This window comes from Veillonella sp. S13054-11 (assembly GCF_002959795.1).
In the GTDB taxonomy this organism is placed as follows: Bacteria; Bacillota; Negativicutes; order Veillonellales; family Veillonellaceae; genus Veillonella; species Veillonella parvula_E.
This window is the reverse complement of sequence record NZ_PPCY01000008.1, coordinates 44,559-68,377: the sequence shown is the minus strand read 5'-3', so window position 1 is coordinate 68,377 and position 23,819 is coordinate 44,559. Positions and strand designations below refer to the sequence as shown.

Below are 23,819 nucleotides of genomic sequence, written 5' to 3'. Positions count from 1 at the left end.
ATAATAGCAGGCTTTCATACGTTTTTAGTGAATAGCAATCCAATATGGGCTGATTGATTGCTTTTACAAAAATATTGGTATATAGTTAGTTTAAGGTAAGTCACTAGTCTCACCGCGTGGGACAGAAAGGAGTTATTATGGTCCGTATCGGACATACTGTACTCGGAGAAAAGGGTACAAAAATATGCGTGCCTATTGTGGGCACAACAATGAAAGAGATTCTAGATGCCACCGCGGTAGCATGTAATACACCGTGTCATGTAGTGGAGCTACGCATTGACTATTTCGAGCGGGCCCACTCCATTGACGCTATTATTGAATTATTAATGCTCATCAAGCCACAACTGAAAGGTCGTGGGTTGCTCTTTACATGGCGCACAAAAGGTGAAGGTGGGGAAAGAACGATTTCTACACAAGATTATTTTACAATGCTGGAGCGCTTGATTCCTACAGGATTGGTGGATGCTATCGATATTGAGCTGTTTTTTGATCAAGATAGAATGCTTAAAACGATAGAGTTTGCTAAGGTTCATGGAATCACTATTATCATGAGCAACCATGATTTCCATTGTACGCCGAGCCGTGAAGTCATTGTAAATCGACTTATTCAAATGAAAGAGTTCTTGGCCGATGTGCCAAAGATTGCCGTTATGCCTCACACAACTGGTGATGTATTGACGCTACTTGAAGCAACTGCTGAAGTGAAAGCTTTGTATCCTTCGGATCCAATTATTACGATGGCAATGGGAGAACTAGGTGCTGTTACACGCACTGTAGGTGCTCTATTTGGAAATGCCATGACCTTTGCCTCTGCTGGTAAAGCATCGGCACCAGGGCAAATCGATGTACATGCTTTAAAACGAATTCTAGATACCATCGATGTAGATGGTGTATTTGACGAACAACAACATAAACGCGTAAAAGTGCATTAAAAAAGTCGGCGAGAGCCGACTTTTTTATATGTTTTGTATTTCTTGTAGTATATTCATTTTTGAAGGGCGGATATAAAAAATATATATGTTATTATTAATGACTTTATATAGAATAAGATATTTTTTGTATGATAATTTTCTGTAATTGGTATTACTATTTACAATAGGATAACGTTCAGGAAAGATAGCTAATGAAGAAATTTTTTGATAAATCAACTTTAATTCTTTTCTAATAAAGGAAGAATCTATAATCTGTTGTTCTAGTGAACTTTTGAGATTTACTATATCAGACTTAGCTGTAGGCGTCATAATTACTGTATACTTCATTTCAGCTCTCCAAATTTATAAATCTTCAAGGAGTTCATTAAAAATTTTTTCCGCAGGTTCACCAATTTCTTTTTCTGCTTGATTTAGCCCTAATTGTATTCTTGTAGTTAAATCTTCTTCAGTCCAGAAATCATTATTAATAGCATCAATCCATTCTGGACGGAGGATAGTAGGTGGAATATCCTTATTAAATTGTATTTGTTTAGATACAAGTGTAACTGTTTGTGACATGGTTAATCCCATTTCTTTTAGAATAGCTGTTGTTAGTGTCTTAACTTTAGGATTGATACGGATGTTAAGAACTCCTGTCTTATCGATTGTATCGAAGGATATTTCTTGATTTTCTTCTCTTGGTGTACCATATGCACCTATATAATCTGAGGCTTTTAATGTAGTTTGTGGTTTTTCATAGGTGCCGTTGTTGAGTGTGCTTGGTGTAGGTGTTTCATCGATAGGTGCCGTTGGTAACGCAATGGCAAACGGAATGCGACGCTCTTTGATGATTTGGCGGAATAGTGCATCTAGCATAGAGGTGTATGATAGACCTTGTGCTTTTAATATGCTAGATACTTCTTGTTTTAGATCTTCGTTGATACGGACTTGTAGGTTTACGGTTTTCATAGTATCTCTCCTAGTATTCTTTTGGCTTATGACTGAAACATCTTGGTTATATTGTTGATTTTATGTTAAAAAGTATTTAAGTTACTCAATCCTATTTGTAATTACATTGTAATTGCAAATGTAGTTTTCTACCAATATATATAATACATAGGAGACCTAAAAAAGCAGTAGTTACCCTGAGGATAGCTACTGCTTTTCAGTTTATATCATGTATGTCATGATATGAGTTTTAGTTTTATCTAAAAATACAGATGTAAATGCTCTCACTTCTAAAAATGTAGAAGTCCTTACTTATATAGAGGAAACAATCTTATAAATACCGTTATATAAACTCTTACAATAAGTTTGCTTCGAAGTCTTCTAGTATAGCCGCTACTGTTTCCGGTGCATTACGATTATGTTCTACGATGCATTGTGCAAAGCTTTCATACATTGGAGTGCGAGTTTCTTCGAGTTCACGTAAGCGCTCTATACCGCCACTAGAGAGAACACGACCTGACGTAGATAGTTTTTCTACAGGTTGTGTTAATTGGTAAATACGTCCATTTTGGCGCAGATGTGCATAGTTTTTAGGTACTGTTACACAGCCGCCACCAGTGGAGATGACAAGTCCTGTTTGGGTGCCTAGTTTTGCAATCATTTCTGCCTCTTTTTCACGGAACGCAGCCTCCCCTTGTTCTGTAATATAGGTAGAAACATTGCCAATTTCTTTTTCCAGCTCGTGATCCACATCAAACCAAGTACGGCCCATCTCTTTACCGATTGCTCTGCCTACTGTTGTTTTTCCAACACCAGGCATACCGATGAGGATAATATTTTCCTTTTCACGGCGCACATCTCGCAAGATTTGTTCTATCTCTTTCGTACCAAAGCTTTCACCTTGAAAATGATTAGCCGCCTCAACACCTTGTGCTACGAGGAAAGGTAGACCATCACAGTACGGAATATTCATCATTTCTGCTTGTAAAAGCAAAACTGTACGGCGCGGATTGTAGATGAGATCCACAACACCTTCTAATTTAGAAAATTGCATAATATCTATGAGGTTAGCTGGATTATGCGGATACATACCAATAGGTGTGCAGTTAATAATAATTTGTGCTGTTTCGTAGTAATTAGGTGCATCAGTATAGAGCGGAGCTGTTTTACGAGATAGATGCGTGATGCTCTTAGCACCTAGATCTTCAAGAGCCACGTGAACCGTAGCAGAGGAGGCACCATCGCCAAGGATAATACATTCTTTACCGGATACATTTATACCAGCGTGTTCTAGAGTAAATACGAAACCATCGTAATCTGTATTGTAACCATGCCATTTGCCGTCTTTACGGACCATCGTGTTTACACAACCAATGCGTTCCGCGCGAGGGTCAACTACATCGCAGGTTTCAAGGGCATTAACCTTGTAAGGGAAGGTAATATTAATACCTTGTAATTCTGGGTTTGCGAAGAACTCTTGCAGTTGGCTCGGTTCTCGTTCAAATAATTCATAATTAGTATTTCCCAAAGCATTGTGGATACGTGGGGAAAAGCTATGGACCAACGTACGGCCAAGTAAACCAAATTTCATAGGACCTCCTAGGTCAATATACACAAAATGGCTAATAGGCTGTCACCTATTAGCCATTGGAGTTTTAAAACTATATCCATTGTACTATATATGCCATTAATAAGCACTACCACAGAGGAAAATATTAATTTTCAGGATAATTGCCGAGCAAACGGAATTTATCTTGCGATGCGTGGAGCTCTGCCAATACGGAAAGTACTTTTGGATCTGCCAAGGATGCTTCTAAATCGAGGTAGAACAAGAACTCAAAGTTATGTCCTACAATCGGACGGGACTCGAGTTTTGTAAGGTTCACACCGATATTAGCAAACTTGGTGAGCAATGTACCAAGCCCGCCTGGAGCATGACTTGCAGTCGTTACTACTGAGATTTTATTGGCTCCTGGGTATACGTGGAAATCCTTACTAATGCAGATAAAGCGTGTATAGTTGTTATCGCTGTTTTGGATATTTCTCAATAATGGAGACAAATTATATAGGTCTGCACATTGAGGTGCTGCGATAGCCGCTACTCCAGGGTCATCACTAGCTGCTACGAGCTGTGCAGCTCGAGCCGTGTTGTCATAGGAGCGTAATTCTACGCCTTCTAACTTATCTAGGAAGTGGCTACATTGGCCCAACGCTTGAGGGTGGGAAATTATGGTATGAATATCTTCTAGTTTTGTACCTTTTTTCACGAGCAAGTCGTGAGAGATCCAAAGGCGCGTACCGCGAACGATATAGCATTTGCGCTCTTCTAAAAGGTCATATACTTCTTTTACAGAACCATTGGAGCTGTTTTCGATAGGCAATACACCGAATTGACATTCGCCTGACTCGACGGCATCGAATACGGCACGGAAACCAGTTACATAATGGATTTGACTGAGAGGTAATAATTTATCACATGCCATTTGAGCGTTGCTGCCGAATACACCGGCGCAAGCTACACTGCCCCGTTGAGGTGGCAAAGTAGGGGATTGCTCAATGGCTTTTTTCATTTTCAAAGTAAATTCATTGTCTTGGAATAGTTGCTCAGATTGGTATGTACGACTCAAGCTAAATAATGCTTCAAAAAAGCGTCGTGCATATAGATCTAGGTCTGGACCTGCATCTTTTGTTACCTTGTCGAGGATGTCGCGCTCTCGTTTGGCATCGTAAATAGCCTTATTCATTTCTTTTTTTGCAGCCGCTACGTCCTTAGAGAGTTCCATGCGCTCTTTGAAGAGGGCAAGCATTTGGTCGTTTATATCGTTAATCTTAACGCGTACTTCATCTAAGTTCATGGTCAATATCTCCTAAGAAATCAAGAATGACAAGGGCCGTAACGGCTTCGATAACAGGTACAGCACGAAGCGCTACACATGGGTCGTGACGACCTTTGATGGTGAGTAATGTGTCTTCTTTTTGTGAAAGCGACACAGAATGTTGTTCCTTATAAATGGATGGAGTAGGCTTGATACCTACTTGTATAACGAGGGGCAAGCCGTTGGTGATACCGCCTTGAATGCCACCGCTATTATTGGTAGTTGTTGTGATTGTATCGCCATCCATTGTAAAAGCATCGTTCACCTCGGAGCCAAGGCGAGAACACATGTCGAAGCCACCGCCAAAGGACACGCCTTTGATGGCAGGTACGCCAAAGATAACGCGAGCTAATCGGTTCTCAATGCCATCAAAGTTTGGATTGCCAAGTCCAATTGGTAGCCCTGTAGCAACGACTTCAACGATACCACCTGTGGAGTCACCGTCCTTTTTGAGTTTCATGACCAAGTTTTCTACTTCATTACGCTTGTCTGCATCGACCATAGCAATAGGTTCTGTAGCGATTTCAGAAAGGGCTTTCATATTTGGATGAACCATATCGATAGGAGTATCTTGGATTGTGCCAACTTGTTTTAAATGGCCGTGAATTTCGATACCCTTTTCACGTAGTAGTTGAAGGGCGATGCCACCAGCCACGCAAAGAGGTGCTGTAAGACGCGCTGAGAAGTGGCCACCACCTCGCATATCTACCTTGTCACCGTAGCGCATGCGAGCCGTAAAGTCTGCGTGCGATGGACGAGGTATGTCGCGCAAATTATTGTAATCGCTAGAGTGCTGAGAGGTATTGCGAATCATAAATGCCAATGGAGATCCACTGAGCATGCCATCTACCATACCTGCTAAGAATTCAGGTATATCGGCTTCTTTACGTTGCGTCTGTAATTGGTTTTGACCTGGCGCACGGCGCTTTAAGAAGGTTTGTAGCTCATCGATGTCGATGGTATGTCCACAAGGGAGGCCTTCCACGATACCACCGATGGCATACCCATGAGACGCGCCAAAGGTAGATACTTGTATGGTTTTACCGAAATTAGATGCCATTAGCATTACCTCCTAGTAAGTTCCAGTCCTCAAAGAAGTCTGGATAGGATTTTGTGATAGCTTCGCTATCTTTTAATGTTACAGGATTTTCACTGATGAGTGCCATCAATGTACCTGCCATAACAAGGCGATGGTCGTTAACACAATCACCTTGTCCTCCTTTTAGTATACCACTACCGATGATATATAGGTCATCACCATCTTCACGAACCGTACCGCCTAAATTTCTGACCAGATTAGCAACGGCTTCGAGGCGATCGGATTCTTTCAAGCGTAGGCGTGCACCCTTAACAAAGGAGCTTTCACCATGGATAGAGCAAGCGAGGGCTGCCATAACTGGCAACATATCGGGCATTTGTTCGAGGTCGGCATGGATTGGTTTTACTGCACGACCCATAACGGTTACGTTCATGCCATCCCATACTACATCACAACCGGTATCAATCATAATCTGCATGATGCGACGATCCGCTTGCACAGAATTTTTGTTCATACCCGTAATGGTAATTGGTTTACCTGTCATGCCCGCTGCTACCATCCAAATAGCCGTATTGGACCAATCGCCTTCGATTTGGTAATTACTTTGACCTTTAAAAGTAGTATTAGCCGCTACTGCAAAGGACTCTTGGACTGTGTCAGAGGCGGGAGTATGGTCGACTGTTACGCCGAAGTTTGCCATTGTTGTAGTCGTCAATGTTACATAGTCGCTAGATTGAAGTGGTGTAGTAGATGTGATTGTAGCACCTCCACATTGTGGCGCTGCTAATAATAATCCAGAGAAGAACTGGCTACTCACATCTCCAACCATACCGAACTCACCGCCTTGTAGACGACCTGTCATAGTGAATGGTGGTTTATCTTGGGAGAATGTTACGCCGTGAGCTTTCATTTCACCGAGCATGGGCTCTAAAGGACGATCTGGTAAACGCCCTTTCGCATCCACGTCTACCTCATTACAAATGGACGCTGCCACTGGTAATAAGAGGCGCAATGTGGTACCGGATTCATGGGGAACTACATTGCCCTTTGTTGGCACAGGACCTGGTGTAACAGTGACAACTTTGTTTTCATACACAACGTGTGCGCCTAAGCCTCGCAAGGAGTCCATAGTTGCATCGATGTCTTTAGAGGTGCGGCTCAGTAGTATGGTAGATGGCGAGTTTGCGAGAGCTGCGCAAATCAGTGCACGGTGCGCATGAGCTTTTGCAGGAATGGACGCGATAGTCCCTGTAGGGATGGCGTTCGTTACGGAATGCATATAAATCTCCTTTATATCTCAGTCTAAATAGGTTGCAAGTTCATCGTGCGTTACTACTTTGAGCTCGCTGTGACCATAGCTAGTAGGTACTATGATTTTAATGGTTGCTCCTTCGCTTTTTTTGTCGTGCTTAGCGGCAGCTAGAATTTCTTCTTTGCTTATCGTTGTTGTGGTTGGCAAATCGTGTGCTTTGATGAGGGCCTTTAATTTGTCTAACGACTCTACATCTAATTCTCCATGTTTGACAGCACCTTGTGCCATGAGCACCATACCAATAGCAACGGCATAACCGTGATGTACCTCGAAATGACTTGCTTTTTCGATGCCGTGACCAAAGGTATGACCGAGGTTTAAGAGGGCACGAACGCCAGACTCGCGTTCGTCTTGTTCCACGATATCCGCTTTTGCTTGAACGCAACGAGCGATGACAGTACTAACACTATCGTGATGTTTAATTAATGGTTTATGTTCTAGTTGGGTTAATAAACCAGGTACGTCGAGGAAGCCGTATTTGATAATTTCGCCGCACCCATTAATCCATTCCATATCAGGCAATGTATTGAGTGTAGCTGGATCGCAGAGGACGAGGATAGGTTGTTTGAAAGCACCCCAGAGGTTTTTCCCAGCTTCGAGATTGACCGCTGTTTTACCACCTACAGAGGAGTCTACTGCGGCTAATAGAGATGTAGGAACCTGAACATAGTCGATACCACGTAAATAGGTTGCTGCTGCAAAGCCCGCCATATCGCCTACAACACCGCCCCCAAGGGCGATGAGCAAGTCTTTGCGAGTCAATGATTGGCCCGCCATGTATTCTACTAAATCGATGAGTTGATGAGCATTTTTGGAGCTTTCACCAGCAGGAAACACATAATCACAAACAACATAACCTGCATGTTCCATATTAGCTTTCACAGAGTCCAAATAGTGGGGCGCTACATTGCTATCGCTGACGATGATAACACGACAATTTGGTTTTAATGGTTTAATATAATCGGTGATGCGTTGTAAAGCGCCTTCCTCGATGACAACGTCATACGGTGTGGATGCGTTAATATGGATGCGAGTCATGATGGTTCCTTTCATAAAAGAATAAGCTAGTATCTATTATAACGGATACTAGCTTATTTGTGTGATATTTGAGATTATTTAGTGCATTCCACCAATGCTTGGCGCAATGCGATAATTTCTTTCATAAGGCTAGTGAATTGGTCTGGACGCAATGCTTGAGGGCCATCGCACAATGCTTTGGAAGGATCATTGTGAACTTCGATCATAAGTCCGTCTGCACCGCCGCCTACGGATGCAAGTGAAAGTGGGCGAACCATGCGGCTCATACCTGCTGCGTGGCTAGGATCCATGATAATTGGCAAGTGAGATAATTCATGCATCATAGGAATTGCTGTTACATCTAAGGTATTGCGAGTCTTAGTTTCGAATGTGCGGATACCGCGTTCGCATAATACAACTTGTTCATTGCCTTCGGACATGATGTACTCAGCAGCCATCAACCATTCTTCGTATGTGGCAGATAAACCCCGTTTTAATAGAACTGGTTTATTCAATTTGCCGACTTCTTTTAAAAGCGTGAAGTTTTGCATGTTACGAGCGCCGATTTGAAGCATATCTACATTATCGAAGTATTGTAATTGGGAGATATCCATAACTTCGGAAACGATAGGAAGACCTGTTTCTTTTTTAGCAAGCTCTAACAATTCCAAGCCTTCTGGCCCCATGCCTTGGAAGGAGTATGGGGATGTACGAGGTTTGAAAGCGCCGCCCCGAAGGATTGTGGCACCAGCTTCTTTACATGCTTTTGCAGTGGCTAATACTTGTTCAGGTGTTTCCACAGAGCAAGGACCGGCCATTACTGCGAAGTGACCACCACCGATAAGTGCACCACCTACGTTGATTACAGAATCATCGGGATGGAACTTGCGGTTTGCTTTTTTGTATGGCTCTTGAATGCGAGTTACTTTATCTACGAAATCTAGGGACTCGATTTGACGCGCATCAAGAGATGCAGTATCACCAATCAGACCTAGAATATTGTATCGCGTTCCTTCTACTGGGTGGATAACAAATCCTTGAGCCTCTAATTCACTGCGTAAACGAGATACTTCTTCTGCTGCTGCATTTTGTTTCAATGTAATAATCATGATAATTCCTCCTTGTAACTACAGTGAATAGTTGGGCTGACCATACGGATAGCAAACAAAAAGGGCTACCCGTAATCTAATACGGGTAGCCCTTTTACTATTCTAAGCAACTAATGTTGAATAATCCTTTATTAGCGCATCACAAATAGTTCCTTACCCGTACGTTGGATAAAGAACCAATAAAAGTATTGCTTTGCTGTGAGGCTAATTTGGTTAGTCATCTTTGGTTGCTCCTTTCTAAAATGTTGGGTATAGTATAAACCCAAATGATAAAATTATGCAATACCTAAAAATGAATTTCATGGAAGTTTTAAAATATTTTTGATATGGGAATTAACAGGAACTGAGACGTTTTGTGGCATTAAGCGTATTTTTGATATAATAAAAATAAGAAGCTTTTATTGCTTATAGGATATTTCGTAATACGCCTAAATCGATTCTTATAAATATGCTTATAATCAGAAAGGGCACCTATGATTATTCAAATCTTAGATCATATAACAGAGAAAATAAAACAAATTCGTGTCGATGTATTTATGAAAGAACAGGGGTTTGAAGACGAGTTTGATGAAATCGATGAGACTGCAAAGTTTGTGCTCTTATCCATTGATGGTAAAGCGGCTGGTACGTGTCGATATTTTCCAAGTGACATAGCTGGAGATGCACATATTGGGCGCATGGCGGTACGCAAGTTGTATCGTGGACAACATTTAGGTACTAAGATCATGATGGACGCCGAAAATGCTATTCGTCGTGACGGCTTTAAAACGTGCTCTTTGTCAGCGCAAGTACAGGCCAAACCATTCTATGAATCCCTTGGATATCGTGCTGAAGGGGACGAATACCTTGATGAAGGCTGTCCGCATGTGATGATGCGGAAAGTATTATAAGCCGTTCAATAGTGTTGTATAATAAGAATTGATGGATATATTATTATTGTACATAGTATTTTATAAGTAAATTGATATATCTTTTTGAGAGGTGAGAGTTTATGAAACTAGCAGAAGCATTACAAGAACGATCTGATTTAAATTATAAAATAAGCGATTTAGAGCTTCGCTTAACTCAAAACAGTTTAGTGCAAGAAGGGGAAGTACCGAATGAGAACCCTGAAGAACTTTTGAAAACATTAGAACAATGTGTAAATAGACTTCAAAAATTAATTGCAGATATTAATTTAACAAATTGCAAAACTATTATAGAAGGTCGATCTATTACTGAAATCATTGCCGAAAAAGATTGCGCTGCTTTGCGTCTAACTGCTTATCGAACATTGGCATCTAGCGCAGGTAGTATTAATTTCCGTGCGAGAGGGTCTGAGATTAAGCTAATGCCGACCGTGAATGTGGCAGACGTCCAAAAAGAAGCTGATCATATCGCAAAACAAGTCCGCTTATTAGACAATCTATTGCAGTCTGCTAACTGGACAACTGAATTGATTGAAAGCTAATCATAGTTGGTAGTTTGAAACAGGGTGGACACAAAAACTTTTGCTTTTACCAAGCTTATTATGAATACATTCATGGGGCGAATGAAAATCTACGGTGTAGGCCTATTTGCGCACAAATGTATTGATACAATTTACAATGTATAACCATGTGTCAACTGTAAAAACGAGGGTGGCGTTTGGGGACTATATTTCTATCAACATATACACTGATATGATAGTATTTTTTTAGAGATAAATAGGAGAGAGCTGTTTAAATTTGCAGTAATTCCTCATAACTAAGGTTTAAATAATCATGAAAAAAGAGCTGATAGCGTTATAGCTATTAGCTCTTTTCTATTGGCCCGTACGTCCTTAGATATTGTATTTTATAACGTCTATTATTCTAAATCGTCAAAATCAAATGCCGCTGCTTTTGTATAGTTTGTAACTTTAGCTTCGAAAAAGTCAGTTTTTGTGCTATTCAAGTTGGAGAAGCTTTCAATCCATTCCATTGGATTTTCCTTGATATCAGGATAGAGATGAGGCAAGCCGATTGCTTCTAAGCGGATATTGGCAAGGTATTTGATGTAGCGTTCGATAAGAACGTTGTTAAGACCGAGGATTTTATCGTCAGTGATGTATTGGCCCCAAGCGATTTCATTCTCTGCACCTTGGCGAATCATGTCCGTGATTTTTGCTTCTAGTTCAGGTGTGAACAAGTCAGGACGTTCACGACGTAACTCGCGGATGATGTTTTGGAATAATACGAGGTGAGTTACTTCATCGCGGTTGATATATTTGAAGATTGTGGATGTAGCTGTCATTTTACCTTGGCGAGCCAATGTGTAGAAGAAGCTAAAGCCAGAGTAGAAGTAGATGCCTTCTAAGATATAGTTAGCGATGATTGTATGAATAAGGGTTGCTTCGCTAGGATCATCGCTGAAACGTTGGTATGCATCGGCGATGAAGCGGTTACGTTCAAGCAATGTTTTGTCTGTACGCCATTCGTCATAGATTTTGTCACGTGTAATCGGATTTGTTACAGTGTCCAAAATGTAGGAATAACTTTGAGCGTGAATTTCTTCTTGGAATGCTTGGATATTCAATAAGGATGCCACTTCAGATGCTGTAATATAACGGCTCAAATTAGGCAAGTTTTCAGATTGAATGGAATCAAGGAAGTTCAAGAATGCAATGATTTTATCGAAGGCACGACGCTCGTAATCTGTTAAGTATGGGAATTGTTTAACATCTTCGTTCAAGGAAATCTCTTCTGGAATCCAGAAGTTGTTGAGCATTGTACGGTACATTTGATTTGCCCAGTCGTACTTGATACGGTTCCATTCGCGAAGGTTTGTTGTGTTGCCGCCAATCATGGATTGAGTGCCACGTTCGCCATGTTCGTTAAAGATCAGTTTTTTATCCATAGTAGGACTCCTTTATACAACGATGCGACCTATACGGCTATAGGTCGTCATCAGATTTATAGTACTGGTGAAAGTATCCTTCTCGAAGTCGGTACTCTCTATTTATTGTGAATAGGTTTTGCAAAATATAGCAATTATATTTCCAATATTAGGAGGAGCAGCTAGTGCACTCATCCATTTCGAGGGATTGATTACGGATGTAGTAGATTGTTTTAATCCCTTGTTTGTAGGCTTCTACGTAAAGGTCAAGAATTTCTTTTGCTTTCATTTGAGGCGTAATGTACAAGTTGAAAGATTGTGCTTGGTCAATATGACGTTGACGTACGCCACAAGCTTTGATGGACCATTGTTGGTCGATAGTATGTGCCTCTTTGTAGAGCCAGAATGTTTTGTCGTTTAAATCTGGTGCCGTTTTTGGTGTGAAAGAACCTTTCTTTTCTTCGATGAAGAATTTTTTGAAGATAGGGTCGATACCAGCTGTTGTATTAGCGATGTTGGATGTAGAACCTGTAGGAGCTACGGCCATCAAGTAACCGTTGCGGATACCGTATTTTGCAACATCTGCAGCGAGTTGTTTCCAACGATCAGATATGTAGCCACGACGTGTGAAATATTCACCAGTTTCCCACTCGGAACCTTTGAAAGCAGGGTACGCACCTTTTTCTTTAGCAAGCTCCATGGAAGCTTTAATCGCATAGAATGCGATGTTTTCAAATAATTTGTCCGCTACTTCGATATGTTCATCGGATTCCCATTGGATATCATGATTTACGAGGTAGTGGTGATAACCAGATGTACCAAGACCGATAGCACGGTATTTATCAGAAGTCATGCGAGATTCTGGTACTGGTGCTTGGTTGATGGAAATAACATTATCTAACATGCGAATTTGAAGGGCAATGTTCTCTTCCAATTCTTCGTCTGCAATGCGACCAAGGCTGATGGAGTTTAAGTTACATGTAACCATGTCGCCTGTATTTGTTTTAGTAGTAATTGTACCATCTTCGTTGATGATTTCTTCAGCTAAGTTAGTGAAGCCAACGTTTTGTGCGATTTCGTGGCACAAGTTAGACGCGTAAATCATACCTGCATGTTTGTTAGGATTTGCAGCATTTACAGTGTCGCGGAAGAAGATGAATGGTGTACCAGTTTCAACAGCAGAACGCATGATTTTTTTCATCATATCTAATGCTGGTACTTCGATGCCGTGTAAGTTAGGATCTTGTTCACATTCGAGGTAACGTTTCGTGAATTCCTTATTGTCATCAGTATCGTAATAGTCCTCTAAGGAATAGCCCTTTACAGCCAAAATTTCATGAGGGTCGAAGAGGGTGAAGTTTTCACGAGCTAACATACGTTCCATAAAGATATTTGGAACGGAGATAGCAGGGAAGATATCGTGCGCTTTGCGACGATCATCACCATTATTTGTACGAAGTTCTACGAATTCGTAGAAGTCTTTATGCCAAATATCAAGCGTTACTGTAGCGCCGCCTTTACGTTTACCCAATTGGTCTACCGCAACTGCAGTATCATTGTACAAGCGGATCCAAGGAATAACGCCACCAGAGGAGTTTTTAAAGCCGCGGATATCGGAGTTCAATGCACGAACTTTACCAAGGTAGATACCAAGAGCACCACCGTGTTTAGATACGCGAGAGAACTTGCTATTTACGTCGTAAATGGACCATAAGTTGTCGTCTACACCAGAGATAAAGCAAGAGGACAATTGGTGGAATGGTGTACCAGCATTTGCCAAAGTAGGTGTAGCTGTCGTCATTTTTAATTGGCTCATCAAATCGTAGAATTTCTTAGCGTATTCTACTTTATTTTCCCCTTCTACAAGAGCCAAATGCATTGCGATAGCCATGAAACGTTCTTGAGGTAATTCAAAGATTTCTTTGTTAAAACCTTTTACCAAGTAACGGTCAGCCAATAATTTGAGACCTTCATAGTTGAAGAGATAGTCTCGCTTAGGTTTGATGTAATCGCCTAATTCTTGCAATTCGTCAGCTGTGTACTCTGTAACGAAGAAGTCTGCGTATTTTTTCTCTTTTACAAGCATGTTGACTAGATTTGGGAAGTTTCCGTAGCCAAATGCTTTGTAACGACGAGTAATAGCGGCTTCTTTATAGAGATCGAACAAGAATAGGCGGGCTGCTACGAACTGCCAATCTTGGTTCATTTTATTAACTTGGTTGCCGAAGCCGTCGTCTTTTTTAGATATAACTTTTTCGATAGCTGTTTGGACTAAAGTCTTTTGAATTTCTTTAGTAGTCATGCCATCAACGAATTGCAACTTCGCATCCATTTCCAATTCTAGTGGATCACAAGAATCTAACCCCAAACATGCGAAGGCTATCATTCGTTTCGTTTTTTCAACGGACAACGGCTCGAAATGGCCATCCCGTTTCTTGATCATAATCTCCATTACTGTTCCCCTTGAGAGCAAAAAGTCATAAAACTGTTAATATAGTCGTATAAGCATATATAAGATTAGAATGAATTATATAAAATATCTTTAAGTTGAGTCTAATCAGAAAAATAAGAAAACTACTATATATGGTAGTTTTCTTATTTGGCTTATACATTATGTTACGATTATAGCGAAAAAAATCTATATATTCAATATTGACATTTGGAAATTTTTTAATATAGTTTTACAAAAAATGTCGATATGGCTGAAGATGCCTTAAATTACTAGCTTTCATAATTAATTATATAATACGCTAAAAATAATTCTTCGTGCGCTGTCTTGATATGCGTAGTAGGAGTGGATTAAGAGTTTGTATCCCGTGCCTTCTATAATGACTGAATCTGAAGCCGTTTTAGGAACAGTGAGAAATTTTTCATATATATGATGAACCTCGGTCACGCCATTTGGTAGAGATACCTCTAAATCAAGGCCTTCATTGATGAATCTAAAGTTGATAGATTCATAGGATGCTGTTGGTATGTCAGCTGTACTATCAGTAGGCTCACGTACTTCTAATTCGATGTTAGAAATGAATTTGTTATATCCTACAAGCGAAATAACATGAGGTTCTTCAACGGCCGTAAAGCTGATAAACTGAATATTTCGTTCCTTATATATTTCCGTTGCTCCTAGTTTTGAAGAATCCCCCTGTATAATCGTCCTGCCATAGTCTGTAAAATCAGGGTTAAATGTTTCTGTAATAGGCAAGTATACGTGCCATTGACCGTCAATTTTCGTATAGTTTGTAAACTCTCGATGGGATGTGTAACCGATAAAAGGCATTAAAAGGACTGCACCTAGGGCGAGCGCCATAATCGTTGTATGGATCGATGGAGTCAAACGCTTTACAAAGGAGTATACATTATGTGCTAAGAAGATTAGATTGAATGCGGCCACATAAATCGTATTGAGCCAGAGTACGGGCTCATTTATTACACGCTTGCCAATCAGGATTAAGCATAATATTGTAATCGTAATAAATAAGAAACATAGGATCTTTTGTGTCTTGCTGCTTTCGCTAGACCTGAAACTAGCCAAGTAAAATAGATAGAAAATGGCTACATACGGATAATATGTGTAAAGGAACCGTGCATCTTCACGGAGGCCTAAGAGGATCAATACCAAGTAGATATTAGCTAGAATACCTGTAATGATGGAAGCTTTTGGTAGTATGATTCCAAAAACAACATTATAGAATGTATTTGGTTCTGGCGGTCCATCAAGCTCCTCTTTATAAGTGCACAGCATGGACATACAGATAAAAATATTAATAGCGGCTAGTGCTTTAAAGATTAGATCTTCAAAGGTGAATGGTTTATCCAAAATGATGAAGAAGAACCATAAGGTCATGACTATGACTATATTGTACAGTGTTGATGTAACAATGGTGATACCAATCCGTTTTATGCGGTTGATGATTTCACCGATGTAGTGTTCACCAGGTGACGTAAAGTACAGCGCAATCATAGAGTATAGCCATAGGTATGATATGTTTTCTGTGGCCAACTCGATGCCTCGTATGTGATGGTACGTTTCGTGAATCGTATATAGACCAACGCTGATGCCTATACTTAATAAAGTATATATGATGGAGAACTTTCGATCTCGCATTATATATGTTTCCAGTATGACGATGAAGAAATACAACGTGTACAATCCAAGGTCTATATCAGAAAACCAATCTTGCTCAATATATAATGGTGTACATGAAAATACGGCGATTAATACTAGCAATATAGGTGACTGCGTTGCTAGGTCTCGCAGCGAAGACCATAAATGTTTAATTGCAGATTTCATAGATTCTCTCCCTCTATAAAAATAAATGACCCCTCTTATATGTAGTATACATGTTTTCTGGTGAAAGTCCTATGAGGTTTTACAGGCGTCTGAATATACATTACAATAACATTAAGAACTAGTATTTATAGAAAAGAGGTCGTTCACATGGAGTTCTCTTATTTTTTACCAGTACATATCCAATTTGGGTGGGATAAAGTCGACCGTGTTGCTGATTTTGTCAAGCCTTATGGCAAAAAGGCGCTCATCGTAACAGGGCGTACGAGTGCTAAAAAATCTGGACTATATGACCGTGTGACGGCAAAACTTGATGCGGCACATATCGAACATGTGCTGTTTGATCAAGTGGATGCGAACCCCTTAACGACGATTGCATTGGACGGTGCTGCTTTAGCTAAATCTGAAAGCTGTGATATGGTCATTGCCATTGGTGGGGGCTCCATCATGGACTGTGCAAAAGGCATTGCATTTATGGCCGTTAACGATGGTGACATTAACGACTATATCTTTAACCGTAAAACCAGTGATAAGGCGTTGCCTCTAATTGTAATTCCCACAACCTGTGGTACAGGTTCTGAAGGCAATGGTTTCGGGGTGCTTACGAACCCTGAAACGGGAGACAAGAAATCCTTGCGATGTAATGCCATCGTACCAAAGGTATCCATCGTAGATCCGGCAGTGATGGGCACAATGCCGCCACATGTACTGGCATCTGTGGGCTTTGATGCACTCTGTCATAATATTGAAGCATACACATCAAGAACGGCACAACCTTTTACAGATGCACTATCCCACTATGCAGTAACATTATTGGCTCAATATCTCGTGCCTTTATATAAACATGTGAAAGCAAAGGCTGAAAGCAAATCAGCTGTTTTCAACGAAACTCAACTTACAAAAGCTTGGGAGTCCGTTACATTGGCTAGCACAATTGGAGGCATGGTTATTAATACCGCCGGTGTAACACTTGCTCATGGCATGGAACATCCTGCTAGTGGGCTTAAGGATATTACTCACGGTGTAGGTCTTGCCGTTATCGAACCGATTGTAGTGGAATATACATGGAGTGCTAATCCCGATAAGTTTGCTACCTTGGCACGTATCTTTAACCATGGAGATGGATCCGAACTAGGTGAAGCACTGCGTTTAATTGTACATGAGTTAGACCTTACCACAAACCTTACAGAACTAGGCTTTACAAAAAAAGACATTCCTTGGCTTGTCGATAACGTGTATGTCGTAGCTACCGGCAATATTGCTAATACAGTGGCCGATGTGAGTCAGGAAGATATAGAAATGTTGTATAAGAAAATGTTCTAAGTATTGTCATGATAGGAGAGAGTTTTGTTTCAAGAATTTTATGGCCTATTAACGGTTATGCTATGCGTGTTGTTTGCAATCGTGGTAGCGCTATTTAACATAGCACCTATTACATACATGGTTTTTGGTATAGCTATAGTATTGAGTGTGTTACTGCAATATGGTCGCTTTAAGAAACGAACTATATCTGAAAGAGCCTATAATCGATTGGCTTGTGGTTTGTTTGTTGTCATAACCCTTTGTATATCTTGGCTCGTAGCTGATTGGCTTAAATATGATACTCAGACGACTCGTGATCAAACTGATGGTTTTGAGTTTAGTACGATGGATTGGAAACGTGGTTGGCCTGATAGTGATGAATTACCAGAAGGATTAAAGCGTCCTAGTGTACTTCCAGAAGGGATTATTAGAGCCTCAGCATCTGGTGATGACTTAGCTTGGGCGGGTGCATATCCTACGAAATATACCGTTTTAGAAGGGGACCCTGCAGTTATTGCACAGTATGAGAAAATTGCAAAGGCACAAGCTACTTATCAAGTACAAATCGATAAGCATGGTGTTTTACGTGATTTAAAAACGGGAGAACGAAAAACGTCAATATCTCATCCGAGTGAATATAATATTATTGAAAGTATAAATGAAGAGCCAATAAATCTACCTAAGCGAGATTTTGTTGAATGGTTGCGCTTTGCACCTAGAAAAGAAACAAAAACGGTGGTTAATCAAAGTACTAGCTCCGTTCGTAATCATAGACTATATGTATTTGTAGATAATGGTGATATAAAAAGGCCTCATTTTGTAGAACTGTTAATCAATGATGATGGGACTCGAGCTGTGTTTTATCAGTCGAATTAAAATACTTAAGACTTTTACAAATTCGATTGTGGAGAGTGTATATGCGACAGTGTTTAATGTATTTAAAGAATTTGTTTACTGAGCCTCCATATAGAAAAAGTATATGGTTCTTTATAATTCTTTGGGTACTAACATTTTTGTTTTCGGATGAGATATCATATTCTGGGTTATACTATCTGATTTTGTTAGTAGCTACGATTGTGTTATTGTTTGAAAAATGTGGAGTAATCGATAGTGAGAAAGCTATACGAAAAAGATTTTTAACATATTTTTATGTAATCTTTTTTCTGTGTATGCTTCCCACATTAGCTGTTAATTTAGCATTTTCTGCTATAGGGGTATCTCATTATGATACAAAACAGTGGCACTCTACATGGCCCTCATCTAAAGCGGGGTATATTCCGGCTCCATTACAAACACCTAAGTCTTTACCAGAGAGCTTGAAAGTGGTTTCTTCTGCTGAGGTAATTGGATTGGGTGGGAGTTATAGTTGCTTGGTATTAGATGGTGATGAAGCTACTATTTCACAGTATGAGGAAACTGTTAAATCTCATGCTTGGTATTCGTTTGTAAATGGCAGGAAAAATGATAGTACCTTTAAAGCACTTAATTCATTTACATATCCAAAGGATAGAAATTTATTAGTTAGTGACGTGAATGAATATTATGAGATTATTACCGTTCAACGACAAAACTGGAAATTATTTCCCTGGGTAATTGATGGTACACAGAGTATCGGTGATGATCCTAAGGAAGATTATTATTATAGTACTCGGATATCAGCTGAGAAATATATAGTATATGTTGTTTACCATAACTTTGATCATGATCAGCCTAGAGTCATTTACTTTATGTTTAATCCAGAGCGAACGCGAATGATTACTGTAGATATAGATATGTATCATTAGTTTTTATTAGAATGTCTATAAAAAATTGAAATAATACTTGAATATATTATAATGTGTTCAAATATTGGAATTGACAATTTTAAATCATATCTCTATAATGTGAATTAAAGAGAGACTCGGATATTCACTGTCCCAGCCCTAGGGCTGGGATTTCTTTTTTTAGTCTCTAGTAGTTTAGTTTGTAGAGAGGTGTTATTATGACAGATCAAAACGACAAGAATGTGGATGTCTTAGCGCAAGAGATTACCTTAAAAAGTCGTGGTCAAGGTAAATTGCGCCAGTTCATTTTATGGATGGGGGCACTCATCATTGGTGCTATCTTAGGATGGCAACATATTCCGGCTTTAAATGAGCTCTTTAATTTTATTGCAGCGATCTTTACCCGTTTGTTTCAATTTATCGCAATTCCAACCGTATCCTTAGCAGTAATTACTACATTATCCATGCTAGGTGCTAAAAAGGATACAGGTCGTATCTTTGGTCATGCCGTAGTGTATACTTTGCTAACCACGATTTGTGCGGCGGCTGTAGGACTTGGCTTATACCTTTGGATTGCACCAGGCAACTTGCCAATTGATGTAATCGGTGCTGGCGCATCTCAAGTACCAGAAAAACTCGGTACCGTTACCTATTACGATCATTTCTTATCCGTTATTCCAAATAATATCTTGCAACCTTACTTACAAGCTAATGTATTGTCCGTAATGTTCATCTCCGCATCCGTTGGTTTAGCCTTTGCTTTCATGCCACGCACAGAAAATCGTGAAGCGGTGTTGAAAGTGTTATTTGGTTTACAAGAGTTATTGTTCACGTTGATTAAAGCATTGCTTTATGTATTGCCAATCGGCATCCTTGCCTTTGCAGGTCAATTATCTGCACAAATCGAAGCAGGCGTCATTGTTGGTGCCTTAGGTAAATATACGGCTGTTGTTATTGGCGGTAACTTGATTCAATTCTTTATCGTAATTCCATTGTTCTTGTTATTCCGCGGTTTGAACCCTGTGGATGTATTCCGCAAAATGTCTCCAGCTGTAGCCGTTGCGTTGTTCACAAAATCTTCTGCAGCAACATTGCCTGTTACATTGGCATCTGCTGAGGATAATTTGAAAGCTCATCCTGCAGTAGCTCGTTTCGTATTGCCAATTTGTACAACTATTAATATGAATGGTTGCGCAGCTTTCATTCTTGTCACATCCTTATTCGTAATGCAAAATGCAGGAATGGAATTAACTATGGGCACAATGGTGGCTTGGTTATTTATTGCTGTTCTCGCTGCGATTGGTAATGCAGGCGTTCCAATGGGCTGTTATTTCTTAACCTTGTCCTTGATGAGTTCCATCGGTGCACCAATTGGTTTGCTTGGTATCATCTTGCCAATCTATACGATTATCGATATGATTGAAACCGCTGAAAACGTATGGTCTGATGCATCTGTATGTGCCATGGTTGACCATGACCTTCAAGGTAAATTGGACGACTCTAGTGGCGACGACATGCCTCAATTCCAAGGTGCTTAAATTCGTAGGTTAGATAGACTTAAGAAAATACTTAATTATATAACTCAAATAAAAGGTTATCCTGTAAGGGGATAACCTTTTTTATCTACTAGAGTGCTTGTAATTGTGTAATGATAATTTCGATTAGAAATATAGTTGTTAGAATACTAAATTTCAAAATTAAATTATACTTCTAAAAACTAATAATAGTCACATTACTAGATATGCATTTTATGTTATACTTTCAGATAGAATAATATCGAATTGATAGAAGGCTAGTTGGCACATTAGGTGCGGATTAGAGATTAGAATGAAAGATAAGTCAGTATTACCGATAGAGAAACAATTAAATAAATTTCTCCAACCAAAATGCCTTATCCCAGGTGGTCTTGGTTTATGGGAAATATATTTCCGTAAGATTTGCGCGGCTTGGGGCGAGATTAATGGTGAAATCCGACCACAGCATATCATATTTTCTGCTGATAATGGTTGTAATATGGAAGGTTATGTAGGCTATAACTACGAGGTGACACAAAAGCAATCTCGTAATATGTTACTCGGTGGTTCATCGGCGACACAATTTTGTAACTTTAACAATATTCCTTATGAGGTTGTAGATGTAGGAATTGCCTCAGATGATGGTATTGGTGTGAATCGCAAAGTAGCGAAGGGTACAAAGAATATTTTGAACCATCCTGCCATGGCTGAGGATGAATTTAATAGCGCCTTTCAAGCTGGATATGAACGGATTCAACATTATGTAGAACAAGGAATCAATCTGTTCTCCTTTGGTGAAATGGGCTTGGGTAATACAACAACCTCTGCTTGTGTTTTGTCTGCATTAACTGGAGCTAAGCCAACGGAAACCGTGGGCCCTGGTTCCTGGCCAGACAAACCAGAGCTGATGAAGCGTAAAATTGATTTTGTTCGGTCTGTTTTAGAGCATCATAAGAACAATATGGCTTCTGAACATGAGCCTGACCGAGTTCGTAAAATCGTAGCTCATGTTGGGGGCTTTGATATTGCCGCTATTCTTGGGGCGATGCTGGCTTGTGTAGATTTTGAAAAGCCTTTTGTTATTGACGGCTTTATAACATCTGTGGCAGCTGCTTGTGCAACGCACATAAACGCTCGTATTAAGGACTATGCATTGCCATCGCATTATTCTAAAGAAAAAGGTACGGAAATCGCTTTGGCTGAGGTGGGGATCACTCAAGACATGGTTCCTATTCAAGCACAAATGTCGATGGGAGAAGGCACGGGGGCCATCTTGATGGTTCAAATGCTAAAAACAACGCAGCATATGTTTGTAAATGTGGGCACCTTTGCAGAGCTGATGAAATTATAAGGAAGAAGAATGGAAATAAATAAATACTTTGATATACATTTTGAGCGAGCCGATGATGCAACCATTGCTAAAAGGTTGATAGGTGGGGCTAAGATTAAGGGACCTGCTTTGGTTATCCTGATCCTCTCCATGTTTATTGCCTCTATTGGGTTGAATATGAATAGTACGGCAGTTATTATTGGTGCTATGCTTATATCGCCGTTGATGGGACCTATTCTAGCAACTGGTTTTGGCTTCGCTACGCTTAATTTTACAGTTGTGAAAAGCGCTATTTTAAGATTATCCTTACAGATTACGATTGCTGTTTTGGCATCTACTTTATATTTTTATATTTCCCCCGTTCAGACGGCTACATCTGAACTATTAGCGCGTACAGAACCGAGTATTTTTGATGTATTTATTGCTATATTTGGTGGGTTAGCTGGGATTATTGGGCAAACGCGTAAGACCTTAGATAATGTTATACCAGGGGTCGCGATTGCAACTGCACTTATGCCACCACTATGTACGGCAGGGTATGGCCTTGCTAATGGAAATTGGAACTATTTCTTTGGGGCTGGCTATCTATTCTTTATAAATGCATTCTTCATCTTCTTTGCATCTTTTATTGTTTTAAAGGGTGTATATAGTTTGCCATTCCATAAACAAGCAGAAGAGCTTATTCGTCGTAATCAGCTAATATTTCTTGTGATTGGTTTTATTATGGCTATACCAAGTATTTATGCAGGCTATGATATGACCATCAAGTATTCTGAGTCAAATCATATAGAGCAGTTTATTAAGAACGATATTAATCAAGATGGACGTCGACAAGTGATTGATTATTCATTGGATCGAACGAATAAGCTAGTAGACTTAGTAGTTATAGGAGCTCCTGTGAATTCAGAAGAGCAAGCCCAGTTGGATGACAAGTTACAGAAGGATGAGTACTTGCAGCCTTATACATTGCGATTTGTTAATAGCGTAGATGAGAATAAATCTACTATGGATAAGACGAACTTAAATAAATCTTCGGAAAATCTTGAAAAATATAAAAATTTGAGTAATCTGTACCAGCCGACTTATCAACTAGTAAGTGAAACTATAAACACAATGAAAACGACAGAAGCTGAAGCAAAGGCGTTATTCCCGTTTGTAAGCAAAGTGGAAGGCATGCCTTTGATAGATAATCTTGAACAGGCTAAAGCGAGCCGTTATATAGTGATTATTCGTACCACGTCTAGTGTATCTGATGTAGACTCGAAACGAATAAAAGCTTGGTTGGAGGCTAAGTTATCAGCACCTGTAACTATTTCTATTGAGCAAACAACGTCAACTTTATAATTTGATCTTTTTGATTTTGATTAGATTGTTTATTATATAGAGCGACATTTATAACGGTACTAAGTTTGATTTTAGCTATTAGGTATATTACCTAGTAGTACGGGAAATTATCTTAGTACCGTTTTTATTTGCTTGGTATAGTTAAACGTTATTATTTTATCCTTGCTATAGATTTTAGTTATAAAGATTAATATATAAAATCTATTATACAAGTAGGATTTAAATTGC

At 39.7% G+C, this 23,819-nt stretch carries 20 protein-coding genes; 9 read left to right on the top strand and 11 right to left on the bottom strand.

Annotation, left to right across the window (positions count from 1 at the left end):
* Nucleotides 1-137: 137 nt before the first annotated feature.
* Nucleotides 138-932 carry a type I 3-dehydroquinate dehydratase gene (gene aroD, locus VPHSUH08_RS08000; RefSeq protein ID WP_101928509.1) on the top strand — a complete coding sequence of 265 codons (795 nt, stop codon included), beginning with the start codon at nucleotides 138-140 and terminating at the stop codon, nucleotides 930-932.
* Between the two features lie 24 nt (nucleotides 933-956).
* Here the strand turns inward: aroD and VPHSUH08_RS07995 are convergent, their stop codons facing one another.
* The 8 genes from VPHSUH08_RS07995 to aroF all read right to left on the bottom strand — a co-directional run bounded on the left by VPHSUH08_RS07995 (nucleotide 957) and on the right by aroF (nucleotide 9,212).
* Nucleotides 957-1,259 (bottom strand): type II toxin-antitoxin system RelE/ParE family toxin, encoded by a 303-nt coding sequence (locus VPHSUH08_RS07995; protein WP_008602295.1) that lies wholly within the window; start codon nucleotides 1,257-1,259, stop codon nucleotides 957-959.
* Between the two features lie 15 nt (nucleotides 1,260-1,274).
* Nucleotides 1,275-1,880 (bottom strand): type II toxin-antitoxin system RelB/DinJ family antitoxin, encoded by a 606-nt coding sequence (locus VPHSUH08_RS07990; protein WP_105087165.1) that lies wholly within the window; start codon nucleotides 1,878-1,880, stop codon nucleotides 1,275-1,277.
* A 334-nt stretch (nucleotides 1,881-2,214) separates the two neighbouring features.
* Nucleotides 2,215-3,450, bottom strand: coding sequence for a shikimate kinase (locus VPHSUH08_RS07985; protein ID WP_105087164.1), 1,236 nt, complete (start codon nucleotides 3,448-3,450; stop codon nucleotides 2,215-2,217).
* Between the two features lie 124 nt (nucleotides 3,451-3,574).
* Nucleotides 3,575-4,714 carry a bifunctional chorismate mutase/prephenate dehydratase gene (locus VPHSUH08_RS07980; RefSeq protein ID WP_008602300.1) on the bottom strand — a complete coding sequence of 380 codons (1,140 nt, stop codon included), beginning with the start codon at nucleotides 4,712-4,714 and terminating at the stop codon, nucleotides 3,575-3,577.
* Nucleotides 4,701-5,795, bottom strand: coding sequence for a chorismate synthase (gene aroC / locus VPHSUH08_RS07975; RefSeq protein WP_105087163.1), 1,095 nt, complete (start codon nucleotides 5,793-5,795; stop codon nucleotides 4,701-4,703). The genes VPHSUH08_RS07980 and aroC overlap by 14 nt, the downstream gene beginning before the upstream one ends.
* Nucleotides 5,785-7,053 carry a 3-phosphoshikimate 1-carboxyvinyltransferase gene (gene aroA / locus VPHSUH08_RS07970; protein ID WP_105087162.1) on the bottom strand — a complete coding sequence of 423 codons (1,269 nt, stop codon included), beginning with the start codon at nucleotides 7,051-7,053 and terminating at the stop codon, nucleotides 5,785-5,787. The genes aroC and aroA overlap by 11 nt, the downstream gene beginning before the upstream one ends.
* Before the next feature lie 18 nt (nucleotides 7,054-7,071).
* Nucleotides 7,072-8,124, bottom strand: a complete 1,053-nt coding sequence (gene aroB, locus VPHSUH08_RS07965) for a 3-dehydroquinate synthase (protein ID WP_105087161.1) — start codon at nucleotides 8,122-8,124, stop codon at nucleotides 7,072-7,074.
* Nucleotides 8,125-8,198: 74 nt separating this feature from the next.
* A complete protein-coding gene (aroF, locus tag VPHSUH08_RS07960) occupies nucleotides 8,199-9,212 on the bottom strand; it encodes a 3-deoxy-7-phosphoheptulonate synthase (RefSeq protein WP_004694956.1) in 1,014 nt (337 codons plus the stop codon).
* Nucleotides 9,213-9,685: 473 nt separating this feature from the next.
* Between aroF and VPHSUH08_RS07955 the strand changes: the two genes are divergently transcribed.
* Both VPHSUH08_RS07955 and VPHSUH08_RS07950 read left to right on the top strand, forming a co-directional pair.
* A complete protein-coding gene (locus tag VPHSUH08_RS07955; protein ID WP_105087160.1) occupies nucleotides 9,686-10,102 on the top strand; it encodes a GNAT family N-acetyltransferase in 417 nt (138 codons plus the stop codon).
* A gap of 101 nt (nucleotides 10,103-10,203) precedes the next feature.
* Nucleotides 10,204-10,662: a DIP1984 family protein gene (locus tag VPHSUH08_RS07950; protein WP_004694959.1), complete on the top strand. Its 459-nt coding sequence runs from the start codon at nucleotides 10,204-10,206 to the stop codon at nucleotides 10,660-10,662.
* 377 nt (nucleotides 10,663-11,039) lie between these two features.
* Here VPHSUH08_RS07950 and VPHSUH08_RS07945 read toward each other — a convergent pair whose 3' ends face one another.
* The 3 genes from VPHSUH08_RS07945 to VPHSUH08_RS07935 all read right to left on the bottom strand — a co-directional run bounded on the left by VPHSUH08_RS07945 (nucleotide 11,040) and on the right by VPHSUH08_RS07935 (nucleotide 16,341).
* Nucleotides 11,040-12,068, bottom strand: coding sequence for a ribonucleotide-diphosphate reductase subunit beta (locus VPHSUH08_RS07945; RefSeq protein WP_105087159.1), 1,029 nt, complete (start codon nucleotides 12,066-12,068; stop codon nucleotides 11,040-11,042).
* Nucleotides 12,069-12,216: 148 nt separating this feature from the next.
* On the bottom strand, nucleotides 12,217-14,499 hold the full coding sequence (locus tag VPHSUH08_RS07940) for a ribonucleoside-diphosphate reductase subunit alpha (protein WP_105087158.1): 2,283 nt from the start codon (nucleotides 14,497-14,499) through the stop codon (nucleotides 12,217-12,219).
* A gap of 282 nt (nucleotides 14,500-14,781) precedes the next feature.
* The gene (locus VPHSUH08_RS07935; RefSeq protein WP_008714866.1) at nucleotides 14,782-16,341 is read right to left on the bottom strand and encodes a hypothetical protein; all 1,560 of its coding nucleotides are present in this window, start codon (nucleotides 16,339-16,341) and stop codon (nucleotides 14,782-14,784) included.
* A 147-nt stretch (nucleotides 16,342-16,488) separates the two neighbouring features.
* On the opposite strand from VPHSUH08_RS07935, the gene VPHSUH08_RS07930 reads away from it, so the two are divergent.
* The 6 genes from VPHSUH08_RS07930 (at nucleotide 16,489) to VPHSUH08_RS07905 (ending at nucleotide 23,591) form a co-directional block, all read left to right on the top strand.
* Nucleotides 16,489-17,661 carry an iron-containing alcohol dehydrogenase gene (locus VPHSUH08_RS07930; protein ID WP_008714868.1) on the top strand — a complete coding sequence of 391 codons (1,173 nt, stop codon included), beginning with the start codon at nucleotides 16,489-16,491 and terminating at the stop codon, nucleotides 17,659-17,661.
* Between the two features lie 24 nt (nucleotides 17,662-17,685).
* The gene (locus VPHSUH08_RS07925) at nucleotides 17,686-18,516 is read left to right on the top strand and encodes a hypothetical protein (RefSeq protein WP_105087157.1); all 831 of its coding nucleotides are present in this window, start codon (nucleotides 17,686-17,688) and stop codon (nucleotides 18,514-18,516) included.
* Between the two features lie 41 nt (nucleotides 18,517-18,557).
* Nucleotides 18,558-19,424: a hypothetical protein gene (locus tag VPHSUH08_RS07920; RefSeq protein WP_105087156.1), complete on the top strand. Its 867-nt coding sequence runs from the start codon at nucleotides 18,558-18,560 to the stop codon at nucleotides 19,422-19,424.
* A 197-nt stretch (nucleotides 19,425-19,621) separates the two neighbouring features.
* Nucleotides 19,622-20,941, top strand: coding sequence for a dicarboxylate/amino acid:cation symporter (locus tag VPHSUH08_RS07915; RefSeq protein WP_105087155.1), 1,320 nt, complete (start codon nucleotides 19,622-19,624; stop codon nucleotides 20,939-20,941).
* 289 nt (nucleotides 20,942-21,230) lie between these two features.
* Nucleotides 21,231-22,268, top strand: a complete 1,038-nt coding sequence (locus tag VPHSUH08_RS07910; protein ID WP_105087154.1) for a nicotinate-nucleotide--dimethylbenzimidazole phosphoribosyltransferase — start codon at nucleotides 21,231-21,233, stop codon at nucleotides 22,266-22,268.
* A gap of 9 nt (nucleotides 22,269-22,277) precedes the next feature.
* On the top strand, nucleotides 22,278-23,591 hold the full coding sequence (locus tag VPHSUH08_RS07905; protein WP_105087153.1) for a DUF389 domain-containing protein: 1,314 nt from the start codon (nucleotides 22,278-22,280) through the stop codon (nucleotides 23,589-23,591).
* Nucleotides 23,592-23,819 lie beyond the last annotated feature (228 nt).

Bases quoted from the DNA above. Each gene is read 5' to 3' on its own strand.
- aroD (WP_101928509.1), top strand. From the start codon at position 138: ATGGTCCGTATCGGACATACTGTACTCGGAGAAAAGGGTACAAAAATA.
- VPHSUH08_RS07995 (WP_008602295.1), bottom strand. From the start codon at position 1,259: ATGAAGTATACAGTAATTATGACGCCTACAGCTAAGTCTGATATAGTA.
- VPHSUH08_RS07990 (WP_105087165.1), bottom strand. From the start codon at position 1,880: ATGAAAACCGTAAACCTACAAGTCCGTATCAACGAAGATCTAAAACAA.
- VPHSUH08_RS07985 (WP_105087164.1), bottom strand. From the start codon at position 3,450: ATGAAATTTGGTTTACTTGGCCGTACGTTGGTCCATAGCTTTTCCCCA.
- VPHSUH08_RS07980 (WP_008602300.1), bottom strand. From the start codon at position 4,714: ATGAACTTAGATGAAGTACGCGTTAAGATTAACGATATAAACGACCAA.
- aroC (WP_105087163.1), bottom strand. From the start codon at position 5,795: ATGGCATCTAATTTCGGTAAAACCATACAAGTATCTACCTTTGGCGCG.
- aroA (WP_105087162.1), bottom strand. From the start codon at position 7,053: ATGCATTCCGTAACGAACGCCATCCCTACAGGGACTATCGCGTCCATT.
- aroB (WP_105087161.1), bottom strand. From the start codon at position 8,124: ATGACTCGCATCCATATTAACGCATCCACACCGTATGACGTTGTCATC.
- aroF (WP_004694956.1), bottom strand. From the start codon at position 9,212: ATGATTATTACATTGAAACAAAATGCAGCAGCAGAAGAAGTATCTCGT.
- VPHSUH08_RS07955 (WP_105087160.1), top strand. From the start codon at position 9,686: ATGATTATTCAAATCTTAGATCATATAACAGAGAAAATAAAACAAATT.
- VPHSUH08_RS07950 (WP_004694959.1), top strand. From the start codon at position 10,204: ATGAAACTAGCAGAAGCATTACAAGAACGATCTGATTTAAATTATAAA.
- VPHSUH08_RS07945 (WP_105087159.1), bottom strand. From the start codon at position 12,068: ATGGATAAAAAACTGATCTTTAACGAACATGGCGAACGTGGCACTCAA.
- VPHSUH08_RS07940 (WP_105087158.1), bottom strand. From the start codon at position 14,499: ATGGAGATTATGATCAAGAAACGGGATGGCCATTTCGAGCCGTTGTCC.
- VPHSUH08_RS07935 (WP_008714866.1), bottom strand. From the start codon at position 16,341: ATGAAATCTGCAATTAAACATTTATGGTCTTCGCTGCGAGACCTAGCA.
- VPHSUH08_RS07930 (WP_008714868.1), top strand. From the start codon at position 16,489: ATGGAGTTCTCTTATTTTTTACCAGTACATATCCAATTTGGGTGGGAT.
- VPHSUH08_RS07920 (WP_105087156.1), top strand. From the start codon at position 18,558: ATGCGACAGTGTTTAATGTATTTAAAGAATTTGTTTACTGAGCCTCCA.
- VPHSUH08_RS07915 (WP_105087155.1), top strand. From the start codon at position 19,622: ATGACAGATCAAAACGACAAGAATGTGGATGTCTTAGCGCAAGAGATT.
- VPHSUH08_RS07910 (WP_105087154.1), top strand. From the start codon at position 21,231: ATGAAAGATAAGTCAGTATTACCGATAGAGAAACAATTAAATAAATTT.
- VPHSUH08_RS07905 (WP_105087153.1), top strand. From the start codon at position 22,278: ATGGAAATAAATAAATACTTTGATATACATTTTGAGCGAGCCGATGAT.